The organism is Rhizobium sp. CC-YZS058 (assembly GCF_034720595.1).
Taxonomy (GTDB): domain Bacteria; phylum Pseudomonadota; class Alphaproteobacteria; order Rhizobiales; family Rhizobiaceae; genus Ferranicluibacter.
Map to the genome: position 1 here is coordinate 2,120,289 of NZ_JAYESJ010000001.1, position 14,436 is coordinate 2,134,724.

Below are 14,436 nucleotides of genomic sequence, written 5' to 3' on the forward strand. Positions count from 1 at the left end.
CTTGTCGGCGGAGACTGCCGTTATGGCGGATCATTTTTCCCCGACACCCCCCAAAGCCGCCACGGCGCCCACCACACACCGCGCCGGCCGAGGCGCTCCGGAACGGGGTCGAAGCCGCTGGTGCCGCCGGGGCCGCAGTGGAGGACGCGGAAGAGCGCGAGGAAGCCGCCGGTCCAGGCGCCATGCCGGGCAATCGCCTCATAGCCATATTCCGAACAGGTCGGCAGGTGCCGGCAGCCATGGCCGATGAAGCCGGAGAGCGTGAGCTGATAGAGGCGGATGAGGCCCATGCCGAGAAGGCGGCCGGGCGTGCGGCGGAAGGGCCCCTGCCAGTTCCGGCTTGCGCCGCGGTTCGGGCCGGCGCATTTGGGAGCGTCACACATGCCGGTGCACCCGGCGGGACGTCGTCCGGCCTCTCTCTCTGATGCGGTTGACGTGAGGTACCATCAGGCGCGACGCGCGCCCGCCCCGTGCGGCATGCCCGCGATGACAGTCCGCCGTCATCCTGCCTTTTCCAGGCTGCGTGCCTCGATCTGGTCGATGGCGTCGACCACCGCGTCGAAGGTGAGAAGGGTCGAGGCGTGGCGGGCCTTGTAGTCCTTGACGGGCTTGAGCACCCGCATCTCGACGAAGCGGCCGTCCGGACCTTCGCCATCGGCCTTCAGCATGGCGATCATGGCGGCGCGCGCGTCGCGAATCTCCTCCGCCGTTGCGCCCACCACGACCTGCGCCATCAGCGAGGACGAAGCCTGGCCTAGGGCACAGGCCTTCACCTCGTGGGCAAAATCGGTCACCACCCCGTCTGCCATCGTCAGCGTGATGCGCACTTTCGATCCGCAAAGCTTGGAATGCGCCGCCGCCTCGGCATCGGGCGCGGACAGCCTGCCGGTGCGCGGAATATTGCCGGCGAGATCAAGGATGCGCGTGTTGTAGAGATCGTCCATGACGATGACCCCGCGGTTTGCTTTTGCCCAAAAGATAGGAACGATGCGGAGGATTTTCCGCCGAACGGCGCAAAAAAGAACGGCAGCGGCGCTGATCGCCTCTTTCGTCCCCTTCCCCAGCCATTATATGCTAAGGCGACGGACGGCGCCAATGGAGATCGGCAGGCTGTCCTTTACCGGGTGAGCGGCGGCGGACGATCCAGGGAAGAAGTTCCTTCGTATCGAAAAGCATCGGGGCCACTCACCGCCTGCAGCATGCGCAGGCCGAACGCTGCGGCGAGGGCCGAGAGACCATCGTCACTCACACGTATCGCCGTCAGGAACCAGTATGGACGCTATCGTGAAGTCTTTCCCGTCGCCCGGCACCGGCGACACCCGCCCGACCCAGAAGGAGGCCGAGGAGGCCGTCCGCGTTCTCCTGCGCTGGGCCGGAGACGATCCGGAGCGCGAGGGCCTGCTGGACACGCCCGCTCGCGTCGCGAAGGCCTATAAGGAGCTGTTCTCGGGCTATGCCCAGGCTCCCGAAGACGTCCTCGGCCGGACCTTCGAGGAAGTCGGCGGCTATGACGATATCGTCCTCGTCAGGGACATTCCGTTCTTCTCCCATTGCGAGCATCACATGGTGCCGATCATCGGCAAGGCGCATGTCGCCTATCTGCCGGATCGTCGTGTCCTGGGTCTGTCGAAGATCGCCCGCGTCGTCGATATTTTCGGCCGCCGCCTGCAGACGCAGGAAACCATGACCGCGCAGATCGCCCAGGCGATCGACGAGACGCTGCGCCCGCGCGGCGTGGCGGTCATGATCGAGGCGGAGCATATGTGCATGGCCATGCGCGGTGTGCAGAAACAGGGCTCGACGACGCTGACGACGACCTTTACCGGCAGCTTCAAGACGGAGGCTGCCGAGCAGGCCCGGTTCATGAGCATGATCCGCGGCTTCCGCTGACCTTCGATCAGCCAAGCGTGGCCGGCCGTTGCAGCCGGCTCTGACGATTTGTAAAGAGGAAGCGGGCCGCTGCGGCCCGCTCTTCGTTTCGGAGTTCGCCATGTCCCTCCTGTTCGCCAGCCCCTCTTCCGACAAGGCATCGCTGGAGGAAGGTCCCGCCTTCACGCCCCGTTTTGATGCGCAGGGATTGATCACCGCCGTGGTCACCGATCATCGCGACGGCGTGCTGCTGATGGTCGCGCATATGAATGCCGAAGCTCTGTCGCTGACGATCGAGACCGGGATCGCCCATTATTACAGCCGCTCGCGCAAGGCGCTGTGGAAGAAGGGGGAAACCTCCGGCAACCTGCAGCGCGTGGTCGACCTGCGCACCGATTGCGACCAGGACGCGCTCTGGCTGACGGTCGAGGTGGCCGGCCATGACGCCACCTGCCACACCGGGCGGCGCTCCTGCTTCTACCGCAGCGTCGCGGTCGAGAACGGCGCCGTCGTCCTGACGCTGCGCGACGACCACCGCCATTTCGATCCTTCATCCGTCTACAGCAAAATTTAAGCAGCTGCTGCTTTCCGGCGCAGGAAGAGTCCTATCTTCATCTTCTGGCAAGGATGAGCTGCGCTCAATAAGCGGACGGCGCATCGACGGCGCCCGGGTCATCCGGCGCAGCGGTCGGTCCGGCGCGACGGTCTTTCGATTAAGGGCTGGCGCAGCGGATCGGGTGCCGAAAAGGGTAGCAGGCTGGGGCGGAAGCCTGCGCGGCGTGGAGGTGCCGGATGCTGACCTGGACGTTTCCCCTGCATGGCTTCGGCACGGAGCTCTCCGCGCCGCATGATGCCGCGGCCGCAGCACTGCCGCCGGCCAAGCCGCGCATCGCGCTGGCGCTTGGCGGCGGGGCGGCCCGCGGCTGGGCCCATATCGGTGTTTTGCGCGCGCTCGACGAGGAAGGCTTCGAAATTGGCATGATCGCCGGCACCTCGATCGGCGCCCTCGTCGGCGGCTGCTATCTGGCCGGCCGGCTCGACGAGCTGGAGGCCTTTGCCCGGTCGCTGACCATGCGACGCATTGCCGGTCTCCTCGATTTTGCCATCGGCGGCGGCGGCCTGTTCGGCGGCCTGCGGCTCACCAAGCGCATGCAGGATCACCTGAGCGACATGCGGATCGAGGCGCTTGATCGCCCCTTCGTCGCGGTTGCCACCGAGATCAATTCCGGCCACGAGGTCTGGCTGGCGGAGGGATCGCTGATCACCGCCATCCGCGCCTCCTACGCCCTGCCCGGCATTTTCGAGCCGGTGCGCTGCAATGGCCGCACGCTGGTTGACGGCGCGCTCGTCAATCCCGTCCCGGTCTCGGTTTGCCGCGCCTACGAGCAGCCGCTCGTCGTCGCCGTCAACCTGCATTACGACCTCTACGGCCGCTCCGCCGTCATCAAGCTCAAGGCCAGCGATCCGCCATCGGGCACGGCCGGCAAGGAGGCGCCCGCCGCCCCACAGCCCTCCCGCCTCGGCATGACCGGCGTCATGGTCCAGGCCTTCAACGTCATCCAGGACCGGATTTCCCGCGCCAAGCTCGCCGGCGACCCGCCCGACCTGGCGCTCCACCCAAAGCTCAACGACATCGGCCTGTCGGAATTCCACCGCGCCGGCGAAGCGATCGACCGCGGCTATACCGAAGCCAAAGCCCGCCTCAGCGACCTCAAGCGCCTGCAGGAGGTCGTGCTGCGGTGAGCCAGCCGGTGCGGGCTCGCCCCGGATGGAGGTCTTACCCCGGATGAGGCGCGCTTACCCGGCGATATAGGCCTTGATCTGCGCGGCCTCGTGCTCGATGGCGCGGATATGGGCGCGGACCGCATCGCCGATCGAGACGATGCCGACCAGGCGGCCGTTGCGTTCGACGGGCAGATGGCGGGCACGGCGGTTGTTCATCACCTCCATCAGCGCCTCGATCTCGCTTTCCTCCGCGCAGAACGGCACGTCCCGGCTCATATGCGCATCGACAGGCTCGCCGAGGCAGGCGCCGCCGGAAGCGGCAATGGCTGCCACGACATCGCGCTCGGCCATCAGCCCGACGATGCGCTCGCCATCCAGCACCACCACGGCGCCGATCCGGTTGGCACTCAACAGTTGCGCCGCCTCCCCGACCGTTGCCTGCGGCGTCACGGTCACCACCTTGCGGCCCTTTTCGTTCAGAATTGCCTTCACCGACATTCGAAACCTCCCAGTCCGACGAGTGCTACAATTTGACGCAGGCACTGTAGCAAACTCGGGGCGGGCTTCAAGGGTGATCGACGGAGACGCGCGGCTGCGGATCGAAGAGGCCGAAGAGCAGGAAGCCGAACAGGAATCCGCCAATATGCGCCTCCCAGGCCACCGTCTCCGCCCCGGCAATGGCGAAGAGACCGAGACCGACCAGGAGGTTCATGACGAACCAGATTCCGGTGAAGAACAGGACGGAGCGGTTGGCCAGCGCCTGCCCGATGCTTAGCCGTGGATTGAGATGCGCGCGCTGGCGGTCGATGGCGCCGGAGGGCGCGAAGACGAAGCGCGCCGCAGCCCCCATCAATCCCGAGACGACCCCGGATGCACCGATGACCACACCGATCTCGCCCCAGTGGAGGAGGAGATGGAGCGCGACCGCCGCCACCGCCGAGCAGCACCAGAAAAGCGCGAACCGCACCGAGCCGATGCGCCGGACCACCGGCGCGCCGAACGCGACCATCCAGAAGGCGTTGAAGATCACATGTTCCCAGCTGCCATGCAGGAAGGAATAGGTGATGGGGCTCCAGAGCCAGGCAAAACCCTGCACCGCGAGAGACATGGCGTAGCGCGCCGGAAGAAAGGCGAAGGTGAAGACGAGTTCCGCATCCAGATCTTCCGGCAGAAGGAAGACCCGGACCGCGTGGATCACCAGGAGGACCGCGAGAACCCAGACGAGGCTGGACGGCAGGTTGAAGGCCGGTTCGCGCCGCCGGATCGGCGCTGGCGCGGGAGCAGAGGCGTCCCTCCCGGCAGTCTGATCCCACTCGGGGCTTGGCTCGACTGCGCGGTCAGCCGTGTCAGGGTCCAGCCTTCGCTGGTCGTCCCCAGCCGATTGGCCTGCGCCCGTCTCGCTCCCAGCCGCGCCGTCCCGATCATCCGTCCCACCTGTCCCGCCACCCATTCGCCGATCCTTTACCAACGCGCGTCCTTCGCGGATGTAGGACGTCGCCAGCGCGAGGGGAAGCGGCGTTTCGGTCAGGCTCTCCTTGACGGGCCGGTTTTCAGTGATTCGTCAGCCTTAATTCTTGCTGGCACGATCTGTGCAGGGAGAGGAGAAACTGGCGCTTGCAGACGGGATTTCGTGCCGTTCCGGGACAGATCGCGGCTCAAAACAGGATTTTTCATGCAGACAAAAACCGCGACCGACCTGTTTCGATACTGGCAGAGCGCGAAGGGCGAGCATGTCGCACCGCTGCGCAACCGGATCGAACCCGACAAGATCCGCCACATCCTTGGCGACCTTTTCATCCTCGAAGCCGACGAGCGGGGCGACATCCGCTTCCGCCTGGCCGGCACCCGCCTCTGCGCCCTCTTTGCGCGCGAGCTGCGCGGCGTCACCTTCGACAGTCTCTGGCCTTATGAGGAGATGGACCAGATCGCGGCGGAAGCGCGCGGCATGATGGCGACGCCCCGTCCCGTGCTGATCCGCGCGATGGGGCTCGGCGCGCAGCACCGACGCCTTGGCCTTGAGGGACTGCTGCTGCCCATGCGGGCAAAGGGCGAGAGGGTCGACCGCATTCTCGGCGCGCTCGCTCCGCTCGAGCGGGCAGCCTGGATCGGGGCCGAGCCCCTGCACTTCCTGTCGGTCGAGCGCATTCGTCACCTTGCCCCGGACCATGCCGGCCCCTCGCCCGCGCCGAACCCGCCGCGACTGCGCGAGAACCCCTTGAGCCAGGCGGTTCGCCGGGTCCTGCATCTCGCCGTCCTCGAGGGCGGGCGGTCCGACTGAACCGGGCCCGGCGCGGCTCGCCCGGTGATCTGACGGCAATCGAAAGGCTTTTCCAACAGTCTATTAACCCGAGCTTGCTAAACTTGGCGCGAGACAAATATGCGGGCTGAGCGATGTACCAATTCCGGCAGACGAAAACGGCGGCATCGAAGACCTATGAGGAAGGGGCATTCCAGCGCGTGAGCGTCAATCTGCCCGGACGCCTCATGCTCGATTCGCGCGAGGAGTTCGACTGCACGGCCGTGGACATGTCGCCGGGCGATGTCGTGCTGAGCTGCCCCGTTCGGCCGCGCAATGGTGAGCGCATCATCGCTTATCTCGATCATGTCGGCCGTGTCGAAGGTGCGGTCTCCCGCCTTCAGGATCAAAGCTTCGTGCTGCAGATCAATGCGACCGACCGCAAGCGCGAGAAGCTTGCCGCGCAGCTGACCTGGATCGCCAACAAGCACGAGCTGGGCCTGCCCGAAGATCGCCGTCACGACCGACTGGCGCCACGCCGTACGCTGACGCAACTGACGCTGGAGAGCGGCGAGAAATACGCCGCACGCCTTCTCGACCTGTCGCTCTCCGGCGCGGCCGTGGACACGGAAATGCGGGTGCCGATCGGAACGCCCATCCTCGTCGGCACGATGAAGGGTCGCGTCGTCCGCGTTTTCCAGGAAGGCATGGCGATCGAGTTCACCGGCATTCAGTCGCGAGAAAGCCTGCGAGAGTTCCTGTAAGTCCCACCGTCAGCCCCTCCGCCAGCGCCGCCCCCCCGGGCGGCGTTTTCGTTTCTCCGCCCGTCTAAGCTGGTCACCTCGAATTTTTTTTCCTGGCCCCGAGGACCGAAAACCTCCCGCACAAGCGTTTCGAAATGGCACAGCCTGTCCGGTTTTGTGACAGAGCAGCCCCGCAAGTTTCTTACCGCCGAGAAACCCATTGTCCACGACACCCTAAACTACGCGTCGCAACAGGGACTTCCCGGTCTCCGCGCCCGCATCCCTTTCCAGGTTCGTTCGGTTTTTATGCGTTTTTTCGCTAAAGTCTCGTCAAATCTTCTTCAAATACCGCTCAAGTTTTCTTCAAACTCTCGGCGCCTTTGATCTTTTTTTTACTTCGCGATTTCGCGAGCGGTCAAAGTCTCTGTGTCAGTCTGATCCTGTAACGGGGAGACTGACAATGACAAAAAAGCAAGCCACAACGGCTGCACTCCTGGGCACGCTTCTGACTGTGACGCTGGCGCACAGCTCCTGGGCGTTCCCGGCCAACATGACCACCGAAGGCGCGACCAATCCGCCGATCGGACATTACGAGTTCTGCAAGCGCAGCCCACGCGAATGTCAGAGCAACGCCGGGGACACGGCACCGCTGACACTGACGCATGACAACTGGAAGACGATCCTCGAGGTCAATTACGACACCAATACCCGCATCATGCCGATGACCGACAAGGAGATCTACGGCGTCGAGGAATATTGGGCCTATCCGGATGCCGTGGGCGACTGCGAGGATTACGTGCTGGAGAAGCGCCGCCTGCTGATGCAGGCCGGGATTTCGCCCGCCGACCTGCTGATCACCGTTGTCCTGCAGCCGAATGGCGATGGCCATGCCGTGCTGACCGTCCGCACCGACCGCGGCGACTTCGTGCTCGACAATATGCGCAACAAGGTGCTGCTCTGGTCGGACACCGAATATACCTACCTCAAGCGACAGTCGGTCGAGCATTCCGGCCGATGGGTCAAGCTGCAGGATGGCCGCACCGTCGCCGTCGGCAGCGTTCGCAGCCAGTAAGCCCTCGCCCGTTCTTTCGAACCGGCGCGGCGGAGGTCCATCCCCGTACCAATCCTCCGCGCCGCGAGAGGCCGGCTCCGCTGTCCCCGGAGCCGGCCTCTTTCCGTTTGGCCCCGCCGCATCCCGCGGGCCGAACCGGGACAGTCTTTACGAAAAATTAACCGACGCAGCGCAGCCTTGCTCCCGTCTCCTGGTGCAAGTTTTTCGTCGTCCAGAGCGCCGGTCCGGCGCAACCCTGTCCGTCGTCCCTCCGTCCGAGATCTGCTGCCATGCCCGCTTCGCTCTCTGCCGCCTCTGCGCTCGCTCCGCCCTTTCTCGGCCGCGGCTTCGTCCTGCGGCTCGGCGGGCTGCTTGCGGGCCTGGCGCTCGGCACGGCCGCCATTCTGACCGCCGGCCCCTGGTGGGGCGAGACATTGGCGCTGGCCGGCCACACGGCCTCGACGGATACCTATGATCTCTTCATCGGCCAGGATCACCTGCGCCTGCCCGCCAATGTGATGCGCTTCGCCGAACAGCGGGCGACAGGCACCGCCGAGCGGGTCGATCTCTACGCGACCTGGCCGGAGATGCTCGGCTACAGCGACGATCGGCGCGACCGGTTCAACGATGTTCGCCGGCCCGACCAGCTCATCTTCCTGCAGATTTCACAGAGCACCATGTCGCGGGACATGTCGGGCCGCGTGGCACCGATCTATCGTTTCCTGTTCGAGGGACCGGCGACGAAGGGTCCCGCCGGGCTGACCGCGCACCGCCTGCGTGAGAATTCCGGCTACGGACATGAGACCCTGTTCACCGGCGAGGACGGACGCGCGGATGGCTACGCCGTGCGCTGCATCATCCCCGCCGATCCATCGCTGTCCACCGCTGCCGATTGCCAGCGCGACGTTCATGCCGGGAAAGATCTTGTTGTGGTCTACCGGTTCTCCAGCCAATTGCTGCCACAATGGCGGGCCATCGACGACCATGTCGCCCGCTTTGTCGACCAGACTCTTATTCCGTAAGTCCTGTCGGACTTTCGCAAGGGCGAAACCGATCGTTCATCATAAACAGATTGGTAACGCTAAGCCGCTAGAGTTTCGGGCATGTTCGTGCCGTGCGACCTGCCCGGAAGACAGTTTCGATTCGAGAATAAAGAGAAGCGTAGTGTCCACAGTCCCCTCGACCGGTTCCGCAGAGCGTCCAGCGCTCCCTTTCTTCAAGAAGGTGTCCCGCCTCGCCATTGCCGCTACGATTGCCGTCTGTGCCTTTTCGGGCTCGGCGCTCGCCGCCAGATATGCAGGCATCGTCGTTGATGCGAAGACCGGCAAGGTTCTCTACAGCGAGGATGCCGACAGCCTGCGCTATCCCGCCTCGCTGACCAAGATGATGACGCTCTATCTGACCTTCGAGGCGCTCGAGGCCGGCAAGATCGCCAAGAACACGCCTGTTCCCTTCTCCAAGCATGCCTCGGCCGAACCGCCGTCGAAGCTCGGCGTTCGCGCAGGCCAGACGATCACGGTCGAACAGGCGATCATGGCGCTCGTCACCCGCTCCGCCAATGACGCGGCCACCGCGCTCGGCGAGTTCCTGGGCGGCTCGGAAGACCGCTTCGCCCGCATCATGACCAGCAAGGCCCGGGCGCTCGGAATGACGCGCACCACCTATCGCAATGCCAACGGCCTGCCGAACGACCAGCAGATGACGACGGCCCGCGACCAGGCCCGCCTCGGCATCGCGCTGCGCCAGCATTTCCCGCAATATTACGGCTATTTCTCCACCCGCTCCTTCACCTTCGGCCGCCAGGTCATCGGCAACCACAACCGCCTGCTCGGCAATGTCCGCGGCGTGGACGGCATCAAGACCGGCTATACGCGTGCTGCGGGCTTCAACCTCGTCACCTCGGCCCAGGCCGATGGCCGCAGCATCGTCGGCGTCGTCATGGGCGGCAAGTCGGGCGGTGCGCGTGATGCGCAGATGCGGGCGCTGGTCGCCAAATACATGCCGACCGCCTCGCGCAGCGGCAGCGGCAATCTGGTCGCCGAAACCACCGATGCCCCGACCTTGAGCGCCGGGGACAGCCGTCCCGTCATCGCTTCCACCGGCGGCAGCTTCAACCTGCCGAGCAGCGGCCCGCTGCCGGGCACCCGTTATTCGGAAGAGGTGACGAAGAGCGTCGAGGTGGCCTATGCGGCTCCGGAGCGGGAAAGCCAGGCCGAGGCGGCCACCGAAGCCGTGATGCCGAACACGCTGCAGGCACAGAGCCGCAAGCTCGCAAGCGCTCCCCGCGTTGCGGCCGTCGACAGCCAGGTCACCAATTCCGTCGCCACCGGCAAGGCAGCGCGCGAAGAGGCTGCGGCTCCGGTCGAAGGCTGGATCATCCAGGTCGGCGCCACGCCGGACAAGAGCCAGGCCATGAGCCTGCTCGAAAATGCCAAGGTCAAGGGCGGCAAGGCTCTGTCCAGCGCCACCCCCTTCACCGTCGCTTTCGCCAATGGCAACGGTCAGCTCTACCGCGCCCGGTTCGGCGGTTTCTCCAGCCAGGACAAGGCGCTCAACGCCTGCAAGTCGCTCAAGCGCGCCGGGTTTGCCTGCTGGGCAGCCGCGCAATAAGCATCGATACCCCCGGCCGCCATGGCAAATGCATGGCGGTCGTTTTCCCTCGGATTTGTTGTGCGTAACGAGGTTTTCATGTCGACCATCGAGAATGGCCAGGGCGCCACGCCCGCGCCGGAACTGGGCTTTGCCCCGGACCGGAACGTGAGAGGCGAGGCGCTGCCCGCCACACCGCTGCGGCGTAATCCGCGCTCGGCCCTGCATCCGCTGCACGAGGCGGCGATGCGCATCGCCGAGATCGGCGCCAAGCCGCGGTCCAAGACCAAGGATCTCGTCTCGCTGCTGATGACCCACGGCGCCCGCGCCTGGCGCTCCACCCAGCCGGATGTCAGCATCCATCTCCACGTCGTCGATACCGATCGCCGCCGCCGCGCCGTGCGGATGCGCGTCAAGTAGAGGCGGGGCGCGGCTTCACAGAAGGCCGAGTTCGGAGAGTTCGCGCCGCAGATCATGCGGCAGCTCATGAGCCCCGGCTGCGAGATCGGCCGGGGCATCCTTTTCCAGAAGATAGCGCCAGCCCTGGAAGGGGCGGCGGGGCTGGAAGGCCGTATCGATGATCTCGGGACCGAGGATCAGCCGGCAGCGGCCGATCCCTTCGCCATCGGTAAAGGTCTCGATGTCGAGCAGGCGCTGGCGGGCCTGCACCTGGCCCTTGATGACCCAGTAGAGCGATCCACCCTCAAGCAGTTCGTCCATCCGCTTCGGCACCATGCGGGTCGTGTGGACGGAGTGCGGTTCGAGGCCGGCGGCGATCGCGCTCAGCGCCCGCTGCGAGACCCAGTCGCGCAGATCCTCGATCGAATCCGCGCCGACACAAAGCTTGAGAAGATGCAAGGCCATGGCGCCCTTCAATACCGGCCGCGCCGCGCCGTCAAGCGCGTCTTTGCCGCAGCTGCCCCGTCATCCTGATTGAAGCGTTCCGCTCAGCACTCCACGACATTCACGGCAAGCCCCCCGGTCGAGGTTTCCTTGTATTTGTCGTGCATGTCGACGCCGGTCTGGCGCATGGTCTCGATGCAGGCGTCGAGCGGCACGAAATGCTGGCCATCGCCCTTCACCGCCAGCGAGGCCGCGGTGACGGCCTTGACGGCGCCAAGCGCGTTGCGCTCGATGCAGGGCACCTGCACGAGACCGGCAACGGGATCGCAGGTCATGCCGAGATGATGTTCGAGCGCGATCTCGGCCGCATTCTCGATCTGCTCCGGTGTGCCGCCCATGACCGCCGCCAGACCGGCCGCCGCCATGGCCGAAGCGGAGCCCACCTCCCCCTGGCAGCCGACTTCGGCACCGGAAATCGAGGCATTGAACTTGATGATGCCGCCGATGGCCGCGGCGGTCAGCAGATAGTCGCGAATGCCGTGCTCGTCCGCATCCTCGTGAAAATGAAGATAATAGCGCAGCGTCGCCGGGATGACGCCGGCCGCGCCATTGGTCGGCGCGGTCACCACCCTTCCTCCCGCCGCATTCTCCTCGTTCACCGCCATGGCATAGACGCTCAGCCAGTCGTTGGCGAGCAGCGGGTTGATCTTGTTGGAGCGCCATTCCTGCTCCAGCTTGTCATGGATCGGCCGGGCGCGGCGGCGCACCCGCAAGCCTCCGGGCAAGATGCCTTCCTGCGCCAGCCCGCGGTCGATACAGCCCTTCATCGCCGCCCAGATCTCGTCGAGCCCGGCATCGAGCTCGACGGAGGACAGCGTCACCTCCTCGTTCGCCCGTTTCATCTGGGCGATGGTAAGGCCCGAGCGACGGGCCATGTCCAGCATCTCGGCTGCGGTGGAAAAAGGGAACGGCACCTTGGGGCCGCCGGGCTTGGCCTTGGAGGCGCGCATGGCGTCGAGCTCCGTATCGGTCACCACGAAGCCGCCGCCGATCGAATAATAGATGCGCTTCAGGAGCAGTCGGCCATCGCGGTCGAGCGCGGAGAAACTCATGCCGTTGGCGTGGCCGGGCAGCGGCACCTTCTTGTCGAAGACGAGGTCCGTCTTCGGCAGGAACTGATAGGCGGGATGGCCGGGCGGCGTGATGCGTCCGGTCCGCTCCACCGTCTCGATGATCGCATCCATGCGGTCGGGATCGACCTTGTGCGGCACCTCGCCCATCAGCCCGAGAATCACGGCGCGACCCGATCCATGGCCGATGCCCGTATGGGCGAGCGAGCCGTGGAGGGAAACGGCGATCGAGGCGACGCTGGCCCCCACCGGCCGCGGCCAGTCGCTGGACAGGATCAATGACAGGAAGCGCGCGGCGGCCGACATGGGCCCCATGGTGTGCGAACTCGACGGGCCGATGCCGATCTTGAACACGTCGAAAACCGAAAGAAACATCGAACCCAACTCCCCCTCCGCCGGCACGATGCGCGGCGAACTTTCCATGATCGGCAAACTAGACGCTTTAGAGGGTCTTCGCGCGTGAAGCGACCGACATCCTGTTTCACCGCCGCGACATGGGGTGCCGCAGCCCCGGCCGCAAGCTCCGGTCCCGTTCGTACCTCTAGCAGTGGCAGCATAGGCACGACTCGTAAACCATGGCAGAAGACCCGCATGGCCCTGATCGACACCATCGCACTCCTCGTTTTCGCGCTGCTCTGGGCGGGCTATGTCCGCATCACGGATCAGAGCACCGCCTTCGGCCGCGTCAGCCTGTCGAAACTGATGGTCGAGCGGCGGCGGGCCTGGATCATGAACTCGCTGAACCGCGACCTGAAGATGATCGACACGCAGATCATTGCCGGACTGCAGGCCGGCACCGCCTTCTTCGCCTCGACCTGCATCTTCGCGCTCGGCGGCTGTTTCGCGCTGCTCGGCCGGGCGGCCGAGGCCTATGCGCTGTTCGACGATCTTCCCTATTTCTTCCAGGGCGGACGGTCGGCCTTCGAGCTGAAGGTGGTCGGGCTCACCTGCCTGTTCGGCTATGCCTTCTTCAAGTTCGGTTGGTCCTACCGGCTCTTCAACTATTGCTCGATCCTCGTCGGCGCCATTCCGATGATGCACGAGACCAAGGAAGACCGGGCGGCGGCGGTGAAGGCGGCCGAGCGGGCGGTGCGCATGAATGTCGTCGCCGCCAAACACTTCAATGCCGGCCTGCGCACCATCTTCCTGTCGATCGGCTATCTCGGCTGGTTCGTCAGCCCTTACGCACTAATGACCCTGACCGCCTTCGTGATCTTCGTGCTGATCCGCCGGCAATTCTTTTCCGAAGCGCGGGATGCGCTGATGATCGAGACCGCATCATGACCCTTGCTTTCGCCCGCAGCCCGTCCCGTCTCCTCTGGCTGGACGTGGTGCGCGGCCTCGCCATTCTCGCCATGGCGAGCTATCATTTTTCCTGGGATCTCGAGCATTTCGGCTATCTTCAGGCTGGCACGGTCGGCAGCGGTCTGTTTCGGCTTTACGCCCGAATAATCGCCTCGACCTTCCTGATGCTTGCCGGCTTCGGCCTCGTGCTTGGCCACACGCCGGCGATCCGCTGGCGTCCTTTTGCAATCCGGCTTGCCAAGATCGTCGCCGCGGCGCTGGTCATCACCATTGCCACCTCTGTTCTCTTCCCCGACAGCTACATCTTCTTCGGCATTCTCCACGCCATCGCCGCCGCAAGCCTGATCGGCCTGCTGTTCCTGCACCTGCCGATCGCGGTGACGCTGATCGTCGCTCTTGCCGTCTTTATCGCGCCGGATTACCTGCGCGGCCCCGCCTTCGACCACCCGGCCCTCCTCTGGCTCGGCCTGCCGCAAACCCTGCCACGCTCCAACGACTATGTCCCGCTGCTGCCCTGGCTGGCGCCGTTCCTGGTCGGCATCGTGCTGGCGAAACTCTACCTCCGCTTCGCCCAGCGTTCGACCGAACCCGCGGCCGATCGATCCGCCGCAGCACCGGCCCGTGCGCTCGCCTGGGCCGGGCGGCACAGCCTGCCGATCTACCTGATCCACCAGCCGCTGCTTTACGGCATTGTCTATGCGGTGAGCCTGGTTTCGCCGCCCGATCTCGGCCCCGCCTATCTGTCGAGCTGCGTGGCAAGCTGCAGCCAGACCTCCGACAGCGCCTTCTGCCAGAGCTTCTGCGGCTGTACGCTCGACCAGATGCGGGCACAGTCGCTGTTCGAGCCCTTCAACCGGGGCCAGGTGACGATGGAAGATCCGCGGATCGGCGCGCTGGCCAATCAATGCACCAGCAAGGCGCTGGAGCAGCCGCCGCAATGAAGGA

At 65.3% G+C, this 14,436-nt stretch carries 17 protein-coding genes; 11 read left to right on the forward strand and 6 right to left on the reverse strand.

What is annotated here, in order from left to right; genetic code table 11:
• Window positions 1–20 precede the first annotated feature (20 nt).
• The gene (gene yidD, locus U8330_RS10095) at window positions 21–383 is read right to left on the reverse strand and encodes a membrane protein insertion efficiency factor YidD (RefSeq protein ID WP_323105135.1); all 363 of its coding nucleotides are present in this window, start codon (window positions 381–383) and stop codon (window positions 21–23) included.
• A gap of 117 nt (window positions 384–500) precedes the next feature.
• A complete protein-coding gene (locus U8330_RS10100) occupies window positions 501–944 on the reverse strand; it encodes an iron-sulfur cluster assembly scaffold protein (protein ID WP_323105137.1) in 444 nt (147 codons plus the stop codon).
• A 328-nt stretch (window positions 945–1,272) separates the two neighbouring features.
• Between U8330_RS10100 and folE the strand changes: the two genes are divergently transcribed.
• The 3 genes from folE to U8330_RS10115 all read left to right on the forward strand — a co-directional run bounded on the left by folE (window position 1,273) and on the right by U8330_RS10115 (window position 3,612).
• On the forward strand, window positions 1,273–1,890 hold the full coding sequence (gene folE / locus U8330_RS10105; protein WP_323105138.1) for a GTP cyclohydrolase I FolE: 618 nt from the start codon (window positions 1,273–1,275) through the stop codon (window positions 1,888–1,890).
• Window positions 1,891–1,990: 100 nt separating this feature from the next.
• Window positions 1,991–2,443: a phosphoribosyl-AMP cyclohydrolase gene (gene hisI / locus U8330_RS10110; protein ID WP_323105140.1), complete on the forward strand. Its 453-nt coding sequence runs from the start codon at window positions 1,991–1,993 to the stop codon at window positions 2,441–2,443.
• Window positions 2,444–2,661: 218 nt separating this feature from the next.
• Complete coding sequence (locus U8330_RS10115; protein WP_323105142.1) at window positions 2,662–3,612, forward strand: patatin-like phospholipase family protein; 951 nt, start codon at window positions 2,662–2,664, stop codon at window positions 3,610–3,612.
• A gap of 54 nt (window positions 3,613–3,666) precedes the next feature.
• Here U8330_RS10115 and U8330_RS10120 read toward each other — a convergent pair whose 3' ends face one another.
• On the reverse strand, window positions 3,667–4,092 hold the full coding sequence (locus tag U8330_RS10120) for a CBS domain-containing protein (RefSeq protein WP_323105144.1): 426 nt from the start codon (window positions 4,090–4,092) through the stop codon (window positions 3,667–3,669).
• Between the two features lie 67 nt (window positions 4,093–4,159).
• Window positions 4,160–4,951 carry a rhomboid family intramembrane serine protease gene (locus tag U8330_RS10125; RefSeq protein ID WP_416236915.1) on the reverse strand — a complete coding sequence of 264 codons (792 nt, stop codon included), beginning with the start codon at window positions 4,949–4,951 and terminating at the stop codon, window positions 4,160–4,162.
• 315 nt (window positions 4,952–5,266) lie between these two features.
• On the opposite strand from U8330_RS10125, the gene U8330_RS10130 reads away from it, so the two are divergent.
• The 6 genes from U8330_RS10130 to U8330_RS10155 all read left to right on the forward strand — a co-directional run bounded on the left by U8330_RS10130 (window position 5,267) and on the right by U8330_RS10155 (window position 10,633).
• Window positions 5,267–5,872: a PAS domain-containing protein gene (locus tag U8330_RS10130; protein ID WP_323105147.1), complete on the forward strand. Its 606-nt coding sequence runs from the start codon at window positions 5,267–5,269 to the stop codon at window positions 5,870–5,872.
• 113 nt (window positions 5,873–5,985) lie between these two features.
• Entirely contained in the window at window positions 5,986–6,594 is a 609-nt protein-coding gene (locus tag U8330_RS10135; protein WP_323105148.1) for a PilZ domain-containing protein, read from the forward strand.
• A gap of 439 nt (window positions 6,595–7,033) precedes the next feature.
• Entirely contained in the window at window positions 7,034–7,645 is a 612-nt protein-coding gene (locus tag U8330_RS10140) for a transglutaminase-like cysteine peptidase (RefSeq protein WP_323105150.1), read from the forward strand.
• 269 nt (window positions 7,646–7,914) lie between these two features.
• Window positions 7,915–8,646 (forward strand): hypothetical protein, encoded by a 732-nt coding sequence (locus U8330_RS10145; protein ID WP_323105152.1) that lies wholly within the window; start codon window positions 7,915–7,917, stop codon window positions 8,644–8,646.
• 142 nt (window positions 8,647–8,788) lie between these two features.
• Window positions 8,789–10,234: a D-alanyl-D-alanine carboxypeptidase gene (locus U8330_RS10150; protein ID WP_323105154.1), complete on the forward strand. Its 1,446-nt coding sequence runs from the start codon at window positions 8,789–8,791 to the stop codon at window positions 10,232–10,234.
• Between the two features lie 78 nt (window positions 10,235–10,312).
• Entirely contained in the window at window positions 10,313–10,633 is a 321-nt protein-coding gene (locus U8330_RS10155) for a hypothetical protein (protein ID WP_323105155.1), read from the forward strand.
• 15 nt (window positions 10,634–10,648) lie between these two features.
• On the opposite strand, the gene U8330_RS10160 is transcribed toward U8330_RS10155, so the two are convergent.
• Both U8330_RS10160 and U8330_RS10165 read right to left on the reverse strand, forming a co-directional pair.
• A complete protein-coding gene (locus U8330_RS10160; protein ID WP_323105156.1) occupies window positions 10,649–11,077 on the reverse strand; it encodes a DUF1489 family protein in 429 nt (142 codons plus the stop codon).
• Between the two features lie 83 nt (window positions 11,078–11,160).
• Window positions 11,161–12,561: an L-serine ammonia-lyase gene (locus tag U8330_RS10165; protein WP_323105158.1), complete on the reverse strand. Its 1,401-nt coding sequence runs from the start codon at window positions 12,559–12,561 to the stop codon at window positions 11,161–11,163.
• 216 nt (window positions 12,562–12,777) lie between these two features.
• Between U8330_RS10165 and U8330_RS10170 the strand changes: the two genes are divergently transcribed.
• Complete coding sequence (locus U8330_RS10170; RefSeq protein WP_323105159.1) at window positions 12,778–13,470, forward strand: DUF599 domain-containing protein; 693 nt, start codon at window positions 12,778–12,780, stop codon at window positions 13,468–13,470.
• On the forward strand, window positions 13,467–14,432 hold the full coding sequence (locus U8330_RS10175) for a DUF1624 domain-containing protein (protein ID WP_323105160.1): 966 nt from the start codon (window positions 13,467–13,469) through the stop codon (window positions 14,430–14,432). Before U8330_RS10170 ends, U8330_RS10175 begins: the two co-directional genes overlap by 4 nt.
• The last annotated feature ends 4 nt before the right edge of the window (window positions 14,433–14,436 follow it).